Source organism: Pseudarthrobacter naphthalenicus, assembly GCF_029076445.1.
GTDB classification, from domain to species: Bacteria; Actinomycetota; Actinomycetes; order Actinomycetales; family Micrococcaceae; genus Arthrobacter; species Arthrobacter naphthalenicus.
Map to the genome: position 1 here is coordinate 44082 of NZ_JARESG010000008.1, position 16824 is coordinate 60905.

Annotated in this window: 20 protein-coding genes; 12 read left to right on the forward strand and 8 right to left on the reverse strand. The window is 64.7% G+C overall.

All coding sequences use genetic code 11. From position 1 onward, the window contains the following. The first annotated feature begins 80 nt into the window (after positions 1-80). Genes PY310_RS09730 through PY310_RS09740 form a run of 3 tightly spaced genes read left to right on the forward strand, consistent with a single transcriptional unit; the run spans position 81 to position 1447 of the window. On the forward strand, positions 81-446 hold the full coding sequence (locus tag PY310_RS09730) for a TraR/DksA family transcriptional regulator (RefSeq protein WP_275214183.1): 366 nt from the start codon (positions 81-83) through the stop codon (positions 444-446). After that, positions 443-979, forward strand: a complete 537-nt coding sequence (locus PY310_RS09735) for a DNA alkylation repair protein (RefSeq protein ID WP_419095465.1) — start codon at positions 443-445, stop codon at positions 977-979. Before PY310_RS09730 ends, PY310_RS09735 begins: the two co-directional genes overlap by 4 nt. A 27-nt stretch (positions 980-1006) precedes the next feature. Continuing rightward, a complete protein-coding gene (locus PY310_RS09740; protein ID WP_275214185.1) occupies positions 1007-1447 on the forward strand; it encodes a DUF1810 domain-containing protein in 441 nt (146 codons plus the stop codon). Between the two features lie 16 nt (positions 1448-1463). Here the strand turns inward: PY310_RS09740 and PY310_RS09745 are convergent, their stop codons facing one another. After that, positions 1464-1970, reverse strand: coding sequence for a metallophosphoesterase family protein (locus tag PY310_RS09745; protein ID WP_275214186.1), 507 nt, complete (start codon positions 1968-1970; stop codon positions 1464-1466). 72 nt (positions 1971-2042) lie between these two features. Between PY310_RS09745 and PY310_RS09750 the strand changes: the two genes are divergently transcribed. Together PY310_RS09750 and PY310_RS09755 are read left to right on the forward strand one after the other, a co-directional pair. Continuing rightward, positions 2043-2237 (forward strand): DUF1918 domain-containing protein, encoded by a 195-nt coding sequence (locus PY310_RS09750; RefSeq protein ID WP_275214187.1) that lies wholly within the window; start codon positions 2043-2045, stop codon positions 2235-2237. Between the two features lie 59 nt (positions 2238-2296). Beyond that, positions 2297-2830, forward strand: a complete 534-nt coding sequence (locus tag PY310_RS09755) for an NUDIX domain-containing protein (protein WP_275214188.1) — start codon at positions 2297-2299, stop codon at positions 2828-2830. Positions 2831-2836: 6 nt separating this feature from the next. Here PY310_RS09755 and PY310_RS09760 read toward each other — a convergent pair whose 3' ends face one another. Next, complete coding sequence (locus PY310_RS09760) at positions 2837-3514, reverse strand: endonuclease/exonuclease/phosphatase family protein (protein ID WP_275214189.1); 678 nt, start codon at positions 3512-3514, stop codon at positions 2837-2839. Positions 3515-3675: 161 nt separating this feature from the next. On the opposite strand from PY310_RS09760, the gene PY310_RS09765 reads away from it, so the two are divergent. After that, positions 3676-4479 carry a thioesterase family protein gene (locus PY310_RS09765; protein ID WP_275214190.1) on the forward strand — a complete coding sequence of 268 codons (804 nt, stop codon included), beginning with the start codon at positions 3676-3678 and terminating at the stop codon, positions 4477-4479. A 44-nt stretch (positions 4480-4523) separates the two neighbouring features. On the opposite strand, the gene PY310_RS09770 is transcribed toward PY310_RS09765, so the two are convergent. The 3 genes from PY310_RS09770 to PY310_RS09780 form a co-directional block, all read right to left on the reverse strand. Further along, the gene (locus PY310_RS09770) at positions 4524-6218 is read right to left on the reverse strand and encodes a SulP family inorganic anion transporter (protein ID WP_275214191.1); all 1695 of its coding nucleotides are present in this window, start codon (positions 6216-6218) and stop codon (positions 4524-4526) included. Positions 6219-6240: 22 nt separating this feature from the next. Then, the gene (locus PY310_RS09775) at positions 6241-6945 is read right to left on the reverse strand and encodes an endonuclease/exonuclease/phosphatase family protein (RefSeq protein ID WP_275214309.1); all 705 of its coding nucleotides are present in this window, start codon (positions 6943-6945) and stop codon (positions 6241-6243) included. A 118-nt stretch (positions 6946-7063) separates the two neighbouring features. Next, positions 7064-7453 (reverse strand): DUF2177 family protein, encoded by a 390-nt coding sequence (locus tag PY310_RS09780; protein ID WP_275214192.1) that lies wholly within the window; start codon positions 7451-7453, stop codon positions 7064-7066. Between PY310_RS09780 and PY310_RS09785 the strand changes: the two genes are divergently transcribed. Continuing rightward, complete coding sequence (locus PY310_RS09785) at positions 7446-8219, forward strand: lipoate--protein ligase family protein (protein WP_275214193.1); 774 nt, start codon at positions 7446-7448, stop codon at positions 8217-8219. The genes PY310_RS09780 and PY310_RS09785 overlap by 8 nt on opposite strands. Positions 8220-8320: 101 nt before the next feature. On the opposite strand, the gene PY310_RS09790 is transcribed toward PY310_RS09785, so the two are convergent. Further along, positions 8321-8578: a mycoredoxin gene (locus PY310_RS09790; RefSeq protein WP_275214194.1), complete on the reverse strand. Its 258-nt coding sequence runs from the start codon at positions 8576-8578 to the stop codon at positions 8321-8323. 153 nt (positions 8579-8731) lie between these two features. Here PY310_RS09790 and PY310_RS09795 point away from each other — a divergent pair, with 153 nt between their 5' ends. Continuing rightward, the gene (locus PY310_RS09795; protein WP_275214195.1) at positions 8732-9481 is read left to right on the forward strand and encodes an SOS response-associated peptidase; all 750 of its coding nucleotides are present in this window, start codon (positions 8732-8734) and stop codon (positions 9479-9481) included. Between the two features lie 48 nt (positions 9482-9529). On the opposite strand, the gene PY310_RS09800 is transcribed toward PY310_RS09795, so the two are convergent. Beyond that, on the reverse strand, positions 9530-9952 hold the full coding sequence (locus tag PY310_RS09800; RefSeq protein ID WP_275214196.1) for a VOC family protein: 423 nt from the start codon (positions 9950-9952) through the stop codon (positions 9530-9532). 19 nt (positions 9953-9971) lie between these two features. Here PY310_RS09800 and PY310_RS09805 point away from each other — a divergent pair, with 19 nt between their 5' ends. Next, positions 9972-10292, forward strand: coding sequence for a chorismate mutase (locus tag PY310_RS09805; RefSeq protein WP_275214197.1), 321 nt, complete (start codon positions 9972-9974; stop codon positions 10290-10292). Positions 10293-10308: 16 nt separating this feature from the next. Here the strand turns inward: PY310_RS09805 and PY310_RS09810 are convergent, their stop codons facing one another. Further along, a complete protein-coding gene (locus tag PY310_RS09810) occupies positions 10309-10698 on the reverse strand; it encodes a hypothetical protein (RefSeq protein WP_275214198.1) in 390 nt (129 codons plus the stop codon). A 155-nt stretch (positions 10699-10853) separates the two neighbouring features. Here PY310_RS09810 and PY310_RS09815 point away from each other — a divergent pair, with 155 nt between their 5' ends. The 3 genes from PY310_RS09815 (at position 10854) to thrS (ending at position 16813) form a co-directional block, all read left to right on the forward strand. Further along, entirely contained in the window at positions 10854-11174 is a 321-nt protein-coding gene (locus tag PY310_RS09815; protein ID WP_275214199.1) for a DUF6504 family protein, read from the forward strand. Beyond that, complete coding sequence (locus PY310_RS09820; protein WP_275214200.1) at positions 11171-14656, forward strand: DNA polymerase III subunit alpha; 3486 nt, start codon at positions 11171-11173, stop codon at positions 14654-14656. The genes PY310_RS09815 and PY310_RS09820 overlap by 4 nt, the downstream gene beginning before the upstream one ends. A 147-nt stretch (positions 14657-14803) precedes the next feature. Then, positions 14804-16813: a threonine--tRNA ligase gene (thrS, locus tag PY310_RS09825; RefSeq protein ID WP_275214201.1), complete on the forward strand. Its 2010-nt coding sequence runs from the start codon at positions 14804-14806 to the stop codon at positions 16811-16813. Positions 16814-16824: the final 11 nt, after the last annotated feature.

The window sequence follows — 16824 nt, forward strand, 5'->3', positions numbered from 1 at the left end:
CCCCGCCGGCGTGCGGCCCGGCCCCTGCAGCCTCGGTGAAGCTGCAGGTCCGGCGGACTCCGCGGCGTTAGGCTTTTCCCATGGCTGACTTTGAACGGTTCCGGATCCTGCTGGAGGAAGAGCGGGGCCGGAAGCTGGCACTGCTGCCAGCGCTACGGGCCGATATTTCCGCTGCCAATGCCGCCCGCCAGGACTCCAATGTGGACGACGAACATGACCCCGAGGGCGCCACCATTGCCTTCGAACTGTCACAGGCATCGGCGCTGCTGAACCAAAGCAGCGCCGGTCTGGCGGAGGTCGAAGCGGCACTGCACAGAATCTCGGACGGCACCTACGGGGTGTGTGCCGTCTGCGGAGGACCAATCGCCGAGGGCCGCCTTGAGGCGCGGGCCTGGACCCTGTACTGCATTGAGCATTCCGGCGCGGGACGCCGGCACGGAAGGTGAGCCCGGTGAATCAAACCGTGCAGGACGCGGCCCGGTTCATCGACACCACCCTGCAGAATGAAGGCACCTGGTACCGGTCGGAGGAAGTGGAATCACGCCTGGGCGGGGCCCTCAGTTCCTACGGCGCATCAGTGGGAGCCGTGCGGGGAACCATCCGGGACGCCGGCACGAAATTCAAGGGCCTCGCCCACGACGACGTGACGGCACTCGCCTCGCAACTGTGGGGCCAGCCCGGGCCGGGCAGGCGGGCCGTCTACGAGCGGCGCCTGGCCGCCGTCGTGCTCCTGCAATCCCGGGTGGCCCTCCTGCGGCACTCGGACCTGACCCGGCTGGAAGGCTTCATCCGGTCGGCGCACACAGCGGAGTTGGTGGACCCCCTGACGGCCGACGTGGTGGTTCCGCTGCTCGCGGCGCTGGAGGGCGCGGACCGCCAACGCGCCGGGGTAGTGATGGCACGCTGGAGCCGGGATCCTGACCGCTGGGTTCGCCACGCCGCCGCCCTCGCTACCGGAACCCCGGCCCCCACAACCTGAATTCACGCCTGACACAAGGAGACGCACATGACCACCACCTACAACCTGGAACGCTTTGTTGAGGCACAGGAGAGCGGCGGTACGTACCGGCAGGCGCTGTCGGAACTGCAACTGGGCAGTAAACGGGGCCACTGGATGTGGTTCATTTTCCCCCAGATTGCCGGACTCGGCAGCAGCCCCACGTCCGTGAAGTATGCCATCAGCTCATTGGAGGAGGCACAGGCCTACCTGAAGCACGACGTCCTGGGACCCCGGCTCCTCGAGTGCAGCGTAGCCGTGTCCACCCATACCGGGCGTTCCGCCGCCGATATTTTCGGCGGCATCGACGCGAAGAAACTGCGTTCCTCCATGACCCTGTTCCTGCGTGCAGCGCCCGGTGAGACGGTTTTCAAAACCGTGCTGGCACAGTTCTTCGACGGCCAGCCGGACCCCGCCACCGACGAACTGCTCGCCGCCCACCACGACTGACCCCGCCGGCCCGGCATCATTGCTTCCGGACCACCTCCAGCTGCACGTGCCCCAGGATCCCGCCGTCAACCGTCGCGGTCATGTACGTGCAAAAGGGCTGGCGCCGGCGGTCTGTGGGCGAGCCGGGGTTGAGCAGGCGTAAAGCTCCTGGCGACGTTGCGTCCCAAGGGATGTGGCTGTGGCCGAACACCAGAACATCGGACTCCGGGAACAACGCTTCGGCACGCTCGTTTCTGCCCTTCGCCGGACCGGTCTCGTGCACTACGGCGAACCGGACGCCTTCGAGCACCACGTACTGTCTTTCCGGAAGCCTGCGGCGGATCTCCGGCCCGTCATTGTTGCCGTAGACCGCCACCAGCTGCCGGCTCCGCTGTTCAAAACGGTCCAGCAGTTCCGGGTTCACCCAGTCGCCGGCATGGAACACCACGTCCGCGCTTTCGACGGCGTCCCACACCTGGGCGGGCAGTTCCCGCGCACGCTTGGGGACATGTGTGTCTGAGACGAGCAGAAGGCGCAGCGGCATATGTGAATCCTGCCATGCGCCCCTGTTACTGCCCGCCGCCGCGTCGTACTCTGGGCCTTGGAGGTGATTGACATGGAGGCAACCCAAGGCGACAGGATCATCGTCCGGGGCAGGACTGTCGGTTCGTCCGACCGGCACGGGGTGATCGTGGAAGTGCGGGGTCAGGAAGGGCACCCGCCATACCTTGTCCGCTTCGACGACGGACACGAAACGGTCATGTATCCCGGCGGTGATTTCGCCGTCGAACGCGGGCACGGAGGCCAGTAAGACCAGCCCGGTCCGGCAGGTGCCCGGCAGAGTCGCTGTGCACCTGTCAGACTGGAACCATGGATCAATCACTGGCTTCCACGTCCGCTGATGCCAACCGCCATTTTCCGCCGGCACGCACGGGTCCGCGGGACCCGGGTGACGCGTGGGTGGAGGGTGACCGGGGGAAGTTCTGGGGCAAATTCGGTGCCGCCGGGGTGTTGGCCTACGACCCCGGCAAAGGGGTCCTGCTCCAGCACCGCGCGTTGTGGAGCCACAACGGCGGAACCTGGGGACTGCCCGGCGGCGCGCTCCATCAGCACGAGGACCCCGTGACCGGCGCGTTGCGGGAGGCCTACGAGGAAGCGGCTGTGCCGGCGGAGCACGTGGATGTCCTTTTTACGTCCGTGCTGGATGTGGGCTACTGGACGTACACCACCGTTGCGGTTCTGGTGACCTCACCCTTCGATCCCGTGATCAGCGATCCGGAGAGCCTCGAACTCCAGTGGGTGCCGCTGGGGGATATGGACCGCAAAGAGCTGCACCCCGGCTTCGCGCGGTCCTGGCCGCAGCTGCAGCCCCGACTGCTTACCCACGCCACGCGGATCAGGTAAGGATACTCAGTAGCCTTTGCCGTATTCCGCGCTCACCAGGATGGGCAAATGGTCCGATTTGCCCCGCGGCAGGGTTTCCACGCTGGCGATGTCCAGGCCCAGCGACGTGGCGAAGTCGAAATGGCCCCGGAACACCTTGTAGCGCGTGTAGGTCCGGTGGTTGCTCAAGGACAGGGCATAACCCGAGTTCTTCATGTGGGCGTGCAGGTTCTTGGTGAAGAACGGATAGTTGAAGTCACCCACCATCAACGTCATCAGGCCGCTGCCCATGCTGAGCAGCTCCGCGTGCGCGGCATGGATCTGCTTCCTCCGCAGCGAATTTGATGCGGTGAGGGGAGCGGCGTGGAAGGAGCCGATCACCAGCTCCTGCCCGGTGTCATTGTCCACCACGCGGGTACCGATCAAACGCTCATGCGCCGGCGCCAGGACCCTGTCATGGACTGATTTCTTCAACGCAAACGATTGGGTGTCCACGGCTGTGAACCGGCTTGTCCGGTAGTAGATGGCGAGGCCCAGGCGGTTGCCCTTGGTGGTATCCGCGAGGCGCAGCGGCCCCAGCGCCTCGGGCAGGTCACCGGCGTCCACCTCCTGCAGGCACAGCGCGTCGACAGCGAAATTCCGCGCAAGGGCGAGCAGCTCGCCGCTGGCTTTGTGCTTCCGAAGGTTGTAGCTGATGACGCGCATTCGTGGAACACCTCACTTCGAGGGTCGCTGACAGGACCAATTTCTGAGTTTAGTCCGAACGGGGCCTCCGCTGCGCGGGAACTTTCGGGGTTCACCGCCGGGGTCCCAGGGACCGGCTAGAGTTAATGATCATTCACCCGGAATCATCGGAGGGGCCAACGTTGACCAAGGAACTGCCTGAACTTGCCGAGGGCGACTTCTACTATCAGTCACTGGGGGGCGGCCGGTTCCGCTCAACCATTCACGCCCAAGGTGCCTGGAACGAACATGAGCAGCACATGGCGCCGGCCGCGGGGCTGATGGCTGACAGCCTGGAGCGGCATGAACCCCGGGCAGACATGCGGATGGCAAGGCTAAGCTATGAGATCCTCGGCCTGATCCCGGGCGGTGAGTTCCACATAGAAACCACCACGCTCCGGCCGGGCAGGACCATTGAATTGCTGCAGGCCGAACTGGTCGCCAACAACCGCGTGGCCATCAGGGCCACCGCCTGGCGGATGATCACCAGTGACACGGCCGCGGTGGCCGCCGTCGAGGATGCCGCCATTCCTGCGCCGGATGACTGCAAACCGTTCGACGGCGCCGCCATCTGGCCGGGCGGGTACATCCGTTCCCTTGAGATGCGCGTGGCTGAAGGGCACCGGGACGGGGCTGGAACAGTATGGCTGCGTACCGGGCATCCCCTGACCGACAAGGCGGACAGCAGCGACTTTGCCCGCCTGATGGGGTTGGTGGACACCGCAAACGGCATCGCGGCGAGGGTCCCCCCGGGGGAAGGGAGCTACGCGTTTCCCAACCTGGACCTCCAAATCCACATGTACCGCAGGCCTGAGGGTGAGTGGCTTGGCCTGGACAACGCCGTGTCCTTCGGCGCGGACGGAATAGGCCTGACTTCCACCGTCCTCCATGACCTCCAGGGACCTTTCGGCCGGGCTGAGCAGATTCTGACACTGCGCCGGACCTGAGGTCCGGACGCGTACTGAGGTTTTCCAGTCCGCACGGGTGCGGACTACGCCTTTCCGGCCCACTCCCTGTACGCGCGCACCGCGCTGTGCACTGTGGGGTAGAAATGGTCCGGGCTGAACCTGGATCCGGCACCGAAGCGGACCAGCCGGTCCTTGACCGGCCCTTTCATTTCGGCGAAGACCAGGCTGACACCGCGCCGCGCGAGTTCATCGTCCAGCTGCACCACTTCGTCCAGTGCCGTGGTGTCCAGCCCGGTGATTGGTTCGGCCGCCACAATCACCCACTTCGCCGGCGACGGTGCGCCGTCCACCAGGTTGCGGATGTGGTCCGCGAAGACTTCGCCGTTGGCAAAAAACAGTGGTGCGTCAAAGCGCGCGATCACCAGGCCCGCGACCCGTCGGCCCTCCGGGTGCCGGTCGAGGTCGTGGAAGCCGGGCACTCCGTCAACACTCGCGAGTTCGGTCCGGTACGGGTCCCACGCCCGCCGGACGAATGCCACCAGGGACAGCCCGATTGCCACCACGATTCCCTCCAGGACCCCCACAAAGGCGACGCCCAGGAAGGTGACAACCAGGAGGAGGGTCTCCAGCTTGCTCATCCTGAACAGGCGCAGGAGTGTTGTCACATCGACGAGTGACGCTGCCGCGACGATCACCACGGCAGCGAGAGTCGCCGTCGGAAGGAAAGCTGTGACGCCCGGTACAAGGACCATGAACAGCACCACAAGCAGGGCTGCCACCACACCGCTCAGGGGCGATCTCCCGCCGGCGTCAAGGACAATGGGCGTCCGCGAGGAACTACCGCTCACCGGAAAGCCGCCGAGAATGCCCGTGGCAATGTTGGCGATTCCAAGCGCGCCCATTTCCTCATTGCCGTTGACTCTTTCCCCGCGGCGGCCGGCAAGGCTCTTGGACAGGGTGGACGTGTCCGCGAAGGCGATGAGGGCAATGCCTGCCGCCGGTCCGATGAGCGCCGTTACGTCCTCCCAGCCGATCCCTCCCAGCGCCGGCGAGGGCAGGCCCCGGGGGAGGGCGCCGACAACCGGCAGTTGCCCGGCGAGGTCCAGCGCGGCCACCAGGGCGATGGCCCCGGCCACGGCAAACATCACGCTGGGCACTTTCCACGGCAGGAAGCGCCCGCCCACGATCACGGCCAGGCTTCCCACCCCCATGCCCAGGGCGATTGGATTGATCCCGCCGCTGAATACCGCGCCGGACAGGGATGCCAGGCGTTCAATAAGGGTCTGCCCCGAGCTGTCGATGCCCAGCAGCCGCGGAAGCTGGCTGACGGTGACGGCCAGTGCGATGCCGTTGAGGTAGCCAACGCGGATGGGTTTGGACAGCAGCCCCGTCACAAACCCCAGGTTGAAGATCCGGCCGGCGACCAGGAACACGCCGATCAGGATTGCCAGCACGCCGGCCAGCGGGACGGCGTGCTCCGGTTCCCGTCCCGCCAGGGGAAGAATGGCGGCGGCAATCATGGGGGCCAGTGAGGAATCCGGGCCCACGATGACCACCCGTGAGGGCCCGAACACGGCATAGAAGATCATGGGTACCACCGAAGCGTAGAGCCCGTTCACGGCAGGGAGCCCGCTGGCCTCGGCGTACGCCATGCCTGCCGGCACCAGGGCTGCGCTCAGGGCTGCGCCGGCCACCAGATCGGGCTTCAGCCAGGCCTTCTTGTAGCCGCGGGCCACGCGGACGCCCGGTATCGCTTTGCTGATCCAGTCGTGCCGCACGCGCGCCTCCCAAAAAAAGCAGTCAGGCGGCCGGTGGCTCCTGCGCGGGGGCGGAATCCTGGCCGTATTCGGCCGTGACCAGGATGGGCAGGTGGTCCGACGCGCCACGCGGCAGCGTCTCCACGTTCTCAATGTTCAGTCCCAGTGACGTGGCGAAGTCGAAGTGGCCCTTGAAGACTTTGTACCGTGTGTAGGTCCTGCGGTTGCTGAGCGAGAGCTCGTACCCCGAATCCTTCATCTGTTCGGTGAGGTTTTTGGTGAAGAACGGGTAGTTGAAGTCACCCGCCATCAGGGTCATCAGGCCGGAACCCATGCCCAGCAGTTCCTTGTGGGCCGCGTTGATCTGGTTCCGCCGCAGCGAGTTCGTGGCCGTGAGCGGGGCGGCATGGAAAGAAGCGATGACCAGCTCATGGTTGGTCTCGTTGTCCCGCACGCGGGTGCCGATGAGCCGCTCATGTGCCGGTGCCAGGACCATATCGTGCAGGGACTTCTTCAGCGCAAAGGTGTTGGTGCCGTGGGCGGTGAACCGCTCCGGCCGGTAGTAGATGGCAAGCCCCAGGCGGTTTCCCTTGGTCGAATCGGCCAGTTGGAGCTGCCCCAGCGTGTCCGGCAGGTCGGTGGTGTCGCACTCCTGCAGGCACAGGGCATCGATGTCGAAATCCCGGGCCAGGGCCACGAGTTCTCCACTGGCCTTGTGCTTGCGAAGGTTGTAGCTAATGACGCGTATCAGTGGATTGCCTCTCCTGAAGGAGTGTGGGGGGTGCCGCGGTTTCTGAGTTTAGCCACCCGGCGGGGGACAGGACGTAACAGTCCACGCGTGTCAGGTAGCTTTTGCCGGAGCCCGGTCAGGTTGAACGGAACACCAGCCAGCCGGCGAGGGTGGACAGGCCGGTCAGCGCGGCGCCCCAGAGAATGTCCACCACAATGAGCTGCAGCGGCCAGGTCTTGAGTGTGGCGGCGTTGGTGAGGTCATACGTTGCGTAGGCAAAGGCGCCCAGTGCGGCACCGTAGCCGACGGCGGTCAGCCAGCTGCCGCCGTCGAGCGCCGGCCGCAGCGCGAAGAAGAGAATTCCCGCGATGTACAGGACATAGAAGGCCACGGCGTAACCTAAGTTGGGCTTGTCGGCGAGCAGGTCACCGATGTGGCTGCGGTAGAACGGGTTCATCAGCTTGAGCCAGATGGCGTCGATGACCGCGAATGCAGCGGCAACAACAAGGAATTGCAATATGACCATAAGGGAGCTTAGCAACATGCAGGACGTCAAGGCCGACCGGACGCTCACCGTGGTGCGGCAGGACCACACACTCGGCGCCGCCCGGGACCTGGAATTCGGCCTGGAACTGCTGACCCTGGCCAGGACCGGCGGGATTGGCCCCGCGCTCCGGCTGTACCGGCCGGCCCCGACTGTTGCGTTCGGCCAGCGCGATACCCGCCTGCCCGGTTTCGAGGCGGCAGCAGAGGCCTGCCGGGACCACGGCTTTGAACCCCTGGTGCGGAAGGCGGGCGGGCGGGCCGCTGCCTATCACGAGGGCACGCTGGTGGTTGACCACGTCATGCCCGAGGCTGATGCGATTGCCGGCTCCAAAAGCCGGTTTGCGTTTTTCGGTGAGCTCCTGGCGCAGACCCTGCGGGACGTTGGTGTGCAGGCCGCCGTCGGCGAGATCCCGGGCGAATACTGCCCCGGTGAGTTCAGCGTCCACGGCACCCACCCCGCAGATCCCACCCGCCAGGTCAAACTGGTGGGCACTGCCCAGCGCGTGGTGAGCGGCGGCTGGCTGTTCAGTTCGGTGATTGTGGTGGAAAACTCGGCACCCATCCGCGCCGTCCTCACCGACACCTACGCGGCCCTGGGCCTTGACTGGGAGCCGGCCACCGCCGGGGCAGCCGACGATCTGGTACCCGGTCTGACAGTGCAGGCCGTTGAGGATGCGGTGGTTGCATCCTACGCAGCGCACGCTTCCCTCACATACACCGACTTCGCCAGCGTGTACCGCAGGTGAGCCGTATACCGCAGGTAAGCGGAGGGCTGCTTCAGCGCACACAAACAGGACGGGACCAACCTGGGGTTGGTCCCGTCCTGTCTATTCCTTCGCCTGCGGACCTAGGCTGCCAGCCGGCTCTTGACTTCGGCCAGTGAGGGGTTGGTGGCGGCGGTGCCATCCGGGAAGAGCACTGTGGGAACGGTCTGGTTGCCGCCGTTAAGCTGCTCCACGAGTTCGGCGGTGCCGTCCACCTCTTCGATGTTGATTTCCGTGTAGCCGATGCCCTGCGCATCCAGCTGCTTCTTGAGCCGGTTGCAGTAGCCGCACCAGGTGGTGGAAAACATGGTGATGGTGCCGTTCTCGGGGGTAAAGTCCACGGAGCTCTCCTGAAATCGTTGAGGGGGTTCGTTCTCCTCAACGGTAACCCGCGGTGGCCTATTCCCAGGGCTACAGCCGGGGCTGTTCCGGGCGGAGGCTGCGGAGGAACTGCGCCGGCTGACACGGACCACCGCTAATGGCATGCTGGAGCCATGTGTGGACGCTATGTGATGGCCCGGGCCGTGGGGGACCTGCTCGCCGAATTTGATGCCCGGCTGGAGGAGGATGTGCAGCTGCCCCCGTCATGGAACGTGGCGCCCACAGACGATGTGCCGATTGTCCTGGAACGGCTGATCGACGAGGAGCCGGTTCGGCAGCTGCACGTGGCCCGCTGGGGCCTGGTGCCCTCATGGGCGAAGGATCCGGGCATAGGGGCCAGGATGATCAATGCCCGGAGTGAGAGCGTGCTGGAGAAGCCTGCCTTCCGCAAGGCGGTGAAATCGCGGCGCTGCGCTGTCCCCGCTGACGGGTACTACGAGTGGAAGCAGGGGGCCGGCAAGCAAAAGCAGCCCTATTACGTGCATCCGGGCTCAGGAAGCCCATTGGTGTTTGCCGGCCTGTATGAATGGTGGAAGGACCCCTCCAAAGCCGAGGATGATCCCGGCCGCTGGATGCTTTCCACCTCCATCCTCACCACGGACACTCCGCCCCCCGGTGCCGAGTCCACGGTGTTTGGCAAGCTGACGGAGCTGCACGACCGGGTGCCCCTGCCCATGGACCGGGCCACCATGGCCTCCTGGCTGGATCCGCAGATCGACGACGCCGCCTTCCTCGTGGACCTTGTCCGCGCCCATGTGAGGGATGCCGCCGCCGACTGGCATGTGGACTCAGTGGGCCGGGAAGTCGGCAACGTGCGAAACAACTCCCCGGAACTCATCCGCCCGGTGGAGGCTCTCTTCTAGAAGGCGGCGCCCGGAAGGGGGGGCGCCCTCCAAAGGGTGACGGTGCCCCTAGACGGTGACCTTGCCGTCGTCGTCCACTGCCCACGTGGGGTTGTAGGCAACCTCCCAGCGGAACCCGTCCGGATCGGCAAAATAGCCGCTGTACCCGCCCCAGGGCTGGGTGACAGGTTCGGCCACGATCTGGGCGCCTGCGGCCCTGGCCTCGGCCATCACCCGGTCCACGTCCTCGGTGCCGGGAAGGTTGTGGCTGAGCGTGATGCAGGGAACGGGTCCGGGAAGGGCCACTCCCGCTTCGGCGTGCATCTGCCCGGCATCCCACAGGGAAAGGATCAGGCCGTGATTTACCTCGATGAACACCACGTCGCCAGGATGTTCACCCCGCACCGGCCAGCCGAGGCCTTCCACATAGAAGCGGCGGGCGGCATCAACGCTGCGAACGCCTAGTGAGATGAAGTCGACTCTGGGCTGCATGCTTCGATACTGTCAGAAGATGGCAACAATTCAAGGGAACGATCGGGAAGCATCTGCCGACAAGGAACAGCTCGCTGCCGTTCGAATTGCCGTCGACGAAGTGGATGACCAGATTGTCACACTGATTGCGCGGCGGGAACGCCTGATCCGGATCGCCGGGACGCTGAAGGGCGACGACGCGGAAGTCCGGGCGCCCGGCCGGGTGGAGCGCGTGATAGAACACGTGAGGGACGCTGCCGAAAAGAAGGACATTGACCCGGACATCGTGGAATCCACTTACCGGGCCATGATCTCAGGGTTCATCGAACTCGAGCTGAAGGTCCACAAGGAAAACAGCTGACGCTAGAGCGCTTCCTCTACAGCGCTTCCTCTACGGGGACGCCGCCCTGGAATTCGCGGCCGTCAGCCTCGCTGAACGCGGTCATGAAGTGCCCCTTGCCCAGGCCTTGGATGGCCGCCATGGGAAAGTTTCCCGTGATGGTGTTGCCCGAATGAGTCACTCCGGACAGGTCATAATTTTCCTCGGCGGTCTGGTCATGGCAGAACGAGTAGAAGGCGATGGCCTCCCCGTTCAGGAATTCAATGCCTAGCCGTCTTTGCGAGGAATGGTCAGGGCTCGACGCCACCAGTCCCACCACGTACGCACCCGCTCCCGGTATGTTGCCATCGATATCAAAGTTGGCCACGAGGGTGTTGTCCTGGGCCTTGATGCTTACGTGCTTGAGAAGTGCGTCATGGGAGCTCATGGCACCATCCTGCCCCCAGCCGTCCCGTCAGTCCACCCCTGTCTAGGTTTTGTCAGGGCACCCTTGTAGACTGAATTTATTCGAATATGTATTCGAACTGCCAGCTGTTGCAGCCGTATTCCGCAGCAGCCATCATTCAGTCCGGGAGGCGCCCCATGGGTATGTTCAGCGAGTCCGTGGACGTTCACTGCACCGCTTCCGGCCAGCCTTTGAAGCTCGTGTGGGCCGGCAGGCCGTATACCGTCTGCGCCGAACCTGTCCGCTGGTACGAACGCCGCCAGTGGTGGGCCGAGGAACGCCGGGCACCCCTGGGCAGCGGCCCGGGCCTGGTGGACCACGAGATCTGGCGCGTGCAGGTCCGGCCGGAACCTGATGAAGCCGGGGAGCCCCTTACCCTGGACCTCAGCAGGCACCTCGGCAGCGGCCGCTGGCGGCTCCTGCGCATCCATGACGCCCTCCACCCCAAAACAGCATGAGCTTCACCCATCTCCACGTTTCCACCGCCTTCAGCGCACACTATGGCGTCTCCTGGCCCGACGAACTGGCCCAGGTCGCTGCCGCGGACGGCGCAACGGCTCTTGCCTGCACGGACCGTGACGGGTTGTACGGCACCATCAAACACCTCAAAGCCTGCATGGCGGCAGGCATCGACCCCATCGTGGGGGTGGACCTGGCGGTCTTGGACGACGACGGCGACCACCGGACCCAGCTCGCTGGCAGGGTGGTGGTGCTTGCCCGGGGGAACAACAACGGAGCGGGCTACCGAGCCCTGTGCCGATTGGTGTCCGATGCCCATGCCCGCACCTCCGGTAAAGCCGGAGGAGCGGTGCCCGTGGCAGTTACCCGCGCGGAGCTCGCTTCACGGACCCTTGACCCCGCCACCTTGAAGCCGGTTCTGACCGTCCTGATTGGACCGGACTCCGACGTCGGACGCGCCATGGGCGGCCGGCGCTACCTCCGTCCACGCACCCTCTTCAAACAATGGCTGGACGCCATGCCCGCCGGAACCCTGGTTGCCGAAGTTGTTTCCCAGCTGACTGCCCCGGGGAAGCCCCTGAGCACTGCCCACGCGGTGCGCATGCTTAAGCTCGCCGAAGAACACCGAGTCCCGGCAATCCTGACCAACGCTGTCCGCTACTGCGCCGAGGACGGAGCCGCCACGGCTGACGTCCTTGATTCCGCCCGGACCCTGAAATCACTGCCGGAACTGGCAGCCGAACCGCTGCTCCAGCCCAACGGGCAGGGGTGGCTCAAGTCAGCCGGGCAGATGCTTCAGCTGGGGAAGGAAATCATCCGTGCCGCGGGATATGGCACAGCAGACCTCAAACAGCTCATGGCGCAGACTGAGGCGCTCGCCGATTACTGCAGGATTGATCCGGTGGCGGATATGGGGTGGAAGCAGCCCGTGGTTCCGGAGGCGTCGGTTATCGGCATCAGCCAGGACCCGCACCTTGAACTGGTCCAGCGTTGTGAAGCAGGAATAGGCAGGCGCTTCCCGGGCATCTCCGGTCAGGCGCACAAGGAAATGCGCTCGCGGCTGGAACACGAGCTGGGCATCATCCGGAACCTCGGATTCTCCTCCTACTTCCTGACGGTGGCGGAAGTTTCCCGCATGATCCTGGACATGGGCGTGCGTGCGGCTGCCCGCGGTTCCGGGGCTTCCAGCCTGGTCAACTACCTGATCAACGTCAGCCAGGTGGATCCGCTGCAGCACGACCTGATCTTCGAACGCTTCCTCTCCCAGGACCGGGCAACCTTGCCGGACATTGACATCGACGTCGAAAGCGCCGAACGGCACAACGTGTACCGGAAAATCTTCGACCGGTTTGGTTCCGAGCGGGTCACCCTGATGAGCATGCAGAACGGGTACCGGGCGCGAGGCGCTGTGCGGGATGCAGGCATGGCGTTGGGCATGGACGATGACGATGTCGGTGAGATCGCCAAACAGCTGTGGCGTTTCTCGGCCCGGAAATTCCGGGAAGCCCTGGTTGAAAAACCTGAGCTCCGGGAATTCGCCGGACGGGTGGAACAGCGGGGTTTCGCCGAAAACCAGCAGCTTGACCTGCTGGTGGACCTCACCGAACGCCTCGACAGGCTGCCCCGGCATATTTCCATGCACCCCTGCGGAGTGATCCTCGGCGATGCCACGCTGCTCGACCGGACGCCTGTCCAGCCCAGCGGCCTGGGGCTGCCGATGAGTCAGTTCGACAAACACGACATGGATCCCATGGGCATGCTGAAACTGGATGTCCTGGGTGTGCGGATGCAGAGCGCCATGGCCTTCGCCATCAGGGAAGTCATCCGGATCCATCCTTCCAAAGCGGAAGTGGTGGCGGCCGGCCACCACCCTGCCGGACCTGACGGCGCCGGGCCGGACTACATCGCTGAGAACGGCCACATCGAGCTCAACGCCGTCCCGCTGGATGATGAACCCACCTTCGAGCTGATCCGCAGCACCCACACCCTGGGCTGCTTCCAGATTGAATCTCCTGGCCAGCGCGAGCTGATCGGCAAGATGGCCCCGCGTGAGTTCAACGACCTCATCATTGACATTTCGCTGTTCCGGCCCGGACCCATGAAATCAGACATGGTGCGGCCGTTCCTGGAGCACAGGCACGGCTTTGCACCGGAAGTGTATCCGCACCCTGACCTGAAACCCGTCCTGCAGGAAACACACGGCGTCACGGTCTTCCACGAACAGATCCTCAAAACCTTTGATGTTATGACCGGCTGCGGGCTGGCGCGGGCGGATGAGTTCCGCCGGGCCCTGGGCAATGATGTCCTGGAATTGAAAGTGGAGGAGTTCTTCCGCCGGGAAGCGCGGCTCAAAGGATATTCGCCGGAAGTGGTGGACAACGTCTGGGGGACCCTGAAAGCGTTTGGAAGCTTCGGTTTCTGCAAGGCCCACGGCGCGGCCTTTGCCGTACCCACCTACCAGTCCGCCTGGCTGAAAGCGCACCATCCCGAGGCGTTCCTGGCCGGACTGTGGGAGCACGATCCCGGCATGTATCCCAAACGGCTGCTCGTGGCCGAGGCCAGGCGGCTGGGAATCCCCATCCTTCCCCTGGACATCAACCGCAGCCAGGCCGAATACCGGGTGGAACGCGTGGCGGCCGGCGCCGATGCCGGCAAACTGGGAATCAGGCTGAGCCTCAACGGCATCTACGGCCTCTCAGGGGCTGAGCTCAAGCGGATAGTTGCCGGTCAGCCCTACGACTCCCTGGCCGATCTCAGGGCACGGTCCAGGCTGAGCAAACCCAGCATCAAAAGGCTCGCTCAGCTGGGAGCCTTTGATTCCCTGCACCGGGAGTCAGGCGGGGTCGCAAACCGCGCCGACCTCGTCCAGCATCTGCAGAAACTCCAAACGACTGGCACCAGGAAGGGTGCGGACATCATGGAAGGGCAGCTGGCGTTGCCGTTAGGTGACGTGGAGCTGCGGAACGTCAAACCCGGCCTTCCAGCCCCAACCCTGGTGGACAATGTCCGGGCAGAACTGGACCTGATGGCCATGGATGTCAGCGGGCACCTGATGGACAGTCACCGGCCCATGCTGGACAAGCTGGGGGTCACCACTGCCGATCAACTGCTGGGCCTGCGGAACGGCACCGAGGTTCTGGTGGCGGGGGTTCGCATCGCCACCCAGACCCCGCCGATGCGCGGCGGCCGGCGTGTGGTGTTCATCAGCATCGATGACGGCACCGGCTGCATCGACTCCGTGTTCTTCCACGAAGCCCAGGAACAGGCGGGACTGTTGCTGTTCGGCACCAGGCTGCTGCTCATCCGCGGCACCACGCGGCGGACAGGGCCCCGGGGAATCAGCCTGAGCGCCAGCATGGCCTGGGACCTGAGCCGGGTGGAAACGCTTCCGTTCCCGGAAAACCAGGGCGGCCATACCGATGTGCCGCATCCCCTGGACGGGATCAGCCGAAGCCTTGCGATCACCGGAATGGGCGGCTGAACCTCTCCAAGGTGCCCTGACCGGCCGCCCCAAACCCGCGGGTCCCGTTGGTCGGCCTCCGGCGAAACCGATAGCATTGACGGTGGCTGGCTGTGGTCCCCGTATGCCGCAAGCTATGAAGCCTAAAACTTTGAATAGGAGACACCCGTGTCAGATGCCCAGCAGATCACCCTCATCGTCGATGGCGAAGAGACCAAGGTGACTACCGGGACAACCGGTGCGGAACTCTTCTTTGAGCGCCGCGACGTCGTTGTTGCCCGCGTCAACGGCGAGCTGAAGGACCTGGACCAGGAGCTGCCCGACGGTGCCGACATCGAGGGAGTCACCATCGACTCCCCGGACGGCCTGAACGTACTCCGCCATTCCACTGCGCACGTGATGGCCCAGGCCGTGCAGCAGCTGCGCCCCGATGCCAAGCTGGGCATCGGCCCCTACATCACCGACGGTTTCTACTTCGACTTCGACGTCGCCGAGCCCTTCACTCCCGAGGACCTCAAAACCCTCGAAAAAATGATGCTCAAGATCGTCAACCAGAACCAGAAGTTCGTCCGGCGCGTCGTCAGCGAGGACGAAGCACGCGAGGCCATGAAGAACGAGCCCTACAAGCTTGAGCTGCTGGGCAAGAAGAACGAGGCCGCCGAAGCAGGCGAAGGCGTCAACGTGGAGGTCGGCGCCGGCGACATCACCATCTACGACAATGTCGAGCGCAAGGAAGGGACCACCGTCTGGTGCGACCTCTGCCGCGGCCCGCACCTGCCCAACACCAAGCTCATTTCCAACGCCTTCGCCCTGACCCGGTCCTCCTCCGCGTATTGGCTGGGCAATCAGAAGAACCAGCAGCTCCAGCGCATCTACGGCACGGCCTGGCCCACCAAGGACGCCCTGAAGGCCTACCAGGAACGCATCGCCGAAGCAGAGCGGCGCGACCACCGCAAGCTCGGCGTCGAACTTGACCTCTTCTCCTTCCCCGACGAACTGGGCTCAGGCCTGCCGGTGTTCCACCCCAAGGGCGGCATCATCCGCAAGGAGATGGAGGACTACTCCCGCCAGCGTCACGTCGACGCCGGATATGACTTCGTCTACACCCCGCACATCACCAAGGGCCACCTGTACGAAGTCTCGGGCCACCTGGACTGGTACAAGGAGGGCATGTTCCCGGCCATGCACGTGGACGCTGAACTCAATGAGGACGGCACCGTGCGCAAGCCCGGCCAGGACTACTACCTGAAGCCGATGAACTGCCCCATGCACAACCTGATCTTCCGCTCCCGGGGACGGTCCTACCGGGAGCTGCCTCTTCGGCTCTTTGAGTTCGGCGCCGTCTACCGCTACGAAAAGTCAGGTGTGGTGCACGGCCTGACCCGGGTCCGCGGCATGACACAGGATGACGCCCACATCTACTGCACCCGCGAGCAGATGAAGGACGAACTCACCAAGACCCTGACGTTCGTGCTGGACCTGCTGAAGGATTACGGCCTGAACGACTTCTACCTGGAGCTCTCCACCAAGGACCCGGAGAAGTTCGTCGGCGATGACGCCGCATGGGAAGAAGCCACCAGGACTTTGGCCGAAGTGGCCGAGGAATCCGGGCTGGACCTCGTCGCTGATCCGGGCGGAGCCGCCTTCTACGGCCCGAAGATCTCCGTCCAGGCCAAGGACGCCCTCGGCCGCACCTGGCAGATGTCCACCATCCAGCTGGACTTCAACCTGCCCGAGCGGTTCGAACTGGAATTCCAGGCAGCCGACGGCACCCGGCAGCGTCCCGTCATGATCCACCGCGCGCTGTTCGGTTCCATTGAGCGGTTCATGGGCGTGCTCACCGAGCACTATGCCGGCGCCTTCCCGGCATGGCTGTCGCCCGTCCAGGTGGTGGGCATCCCGGTCGCCGAAACGTTCAACGACTACATGTTCGACGTCGTGGACCAGCTCAAGGCGGCGGGCATCCGCGCCGAGGTGGATACGTCGTCGGACAGGTTCCCCAAGAAGATCCGCACCGCCAGCAAGGACAAGATCCCCTTTGTCCTGATCGCAGGCGGCGACGACGCCGAAGCCGGCGCCGTGTCCTTCCGGTTCCGGGACGGCAGCCAGGACAACGGTGTGCCGGTGGCGGAGGCTGTCAAGCGGATCACCGAAGCCGTCCGTAACCGGACCAGCTAACGGAACGGACG

What these genes read in the sequence shown, in the direction of transcription:
- PY310_RS09730 (WP_275214183.1), top strand. Translation starts at nt 81, where the DNA reads ATGGCTGACTTTGAACGGTTCCGGATCCTGCTGGAGGAAGAGCGGGGC.
- PY310_RS09740 (WP_275214185.1), top strand. Translation starts at nt 1,007, where the DNA reads ATGACCACCACCTACAACCTGGAACGCTTTGTTGAGGCACAGGAGAGC.
- PY310_RS09745 (WP_275214186.1), bottom strand. Translation starts at nt 1,970, where the DNA reads ATGCCGCTGCGCCTTCTGCTCGTCTCAGACACACATGTCCCCAAGCGT.
- PY310_RS09750 (WP_275214187.1), top strand. Translation starts at nt 2,043, where the DNA reads ATGGAGGCAACCCAAGGCGACAGGATCATCGTCCGGGGCAGGACTGTC.
- PY310_RS09755 (WP_275214188.1), top strand. Translation starts at nt 2,297, where the DNA reads ATGGATCAATCACTGGCTTCCACGTCCGCTGATGCCAACCGCCATTTT.
- PY310_RS09760 (WP_275214189.1), bottom strand. Translation starts at nt 3,514, where the DNA reads ATGCGCGTCATCAGCTACAACCTTCGGAAGCACAAAGCCAGCGGCGAG.
- PY310_RS09785 (WP_275214193.1), top strand. Translation starts at nt 7,446, where the DNA reads ATGACCATAAGGGAGCTTAGCAACATGCAGGACGTCAAGGCCGACCGG.
- PY310_RS09780 (WP_275214192.1), bottom strand. Translation starts at nt 7,453, where the DNA reads ATGGTCATATTGCAATTCCTTGTTGTTGCCGCTGCATTCGCGGTCATC.
- PY310_RS09795 (WP_275214195.1), top strand. Translation starts at nt 8,732, where the DNA reads ATGTGTGGACGCTATGTGATGGCCCGGGCCGTGGGGGACCTGCTCGCC.
- PY310_RS09800 (WP_275214196.1), bottom strand. Translation starts at nt 9,952, where the DNA reads ATGCAGCCCAGAGTCGACTTCATCTCACTAGGCGTTCGCAGCGTTGAT.
- PY310_RS09805 (WP_275214197.1), top strand. Translation starts at nt 9,972, where the DNA reads ATGGCAACAATTCAAGGGAACGATCGGGAAGCATCTGCCGACAAGGAA.
- PY310_RS09810 (WP_275214198.1), bottom strand. Translation starts at nt 10,698, where the DNA reads ATGAGCTCCCATGACGCACTTCTCAAGCACGTAAGCATCAAGGCCCAG.
- PY310_RS09815 (WP_275214199.1), top strand. Translation starts at nt 10,854, where the DNA reads ATGGGTATGTTCAGCGAGTCCGTGGACGTTCACTGCACCGCTTCCGGC.
- PY310_RS09820 (WP_275214200.1), top strand. Translation starts at nt 11,171, where the DNA reads ATGAGCTTCACCCATCTCCACGTTTCCACCGCCTTCAGCGCACACTAT.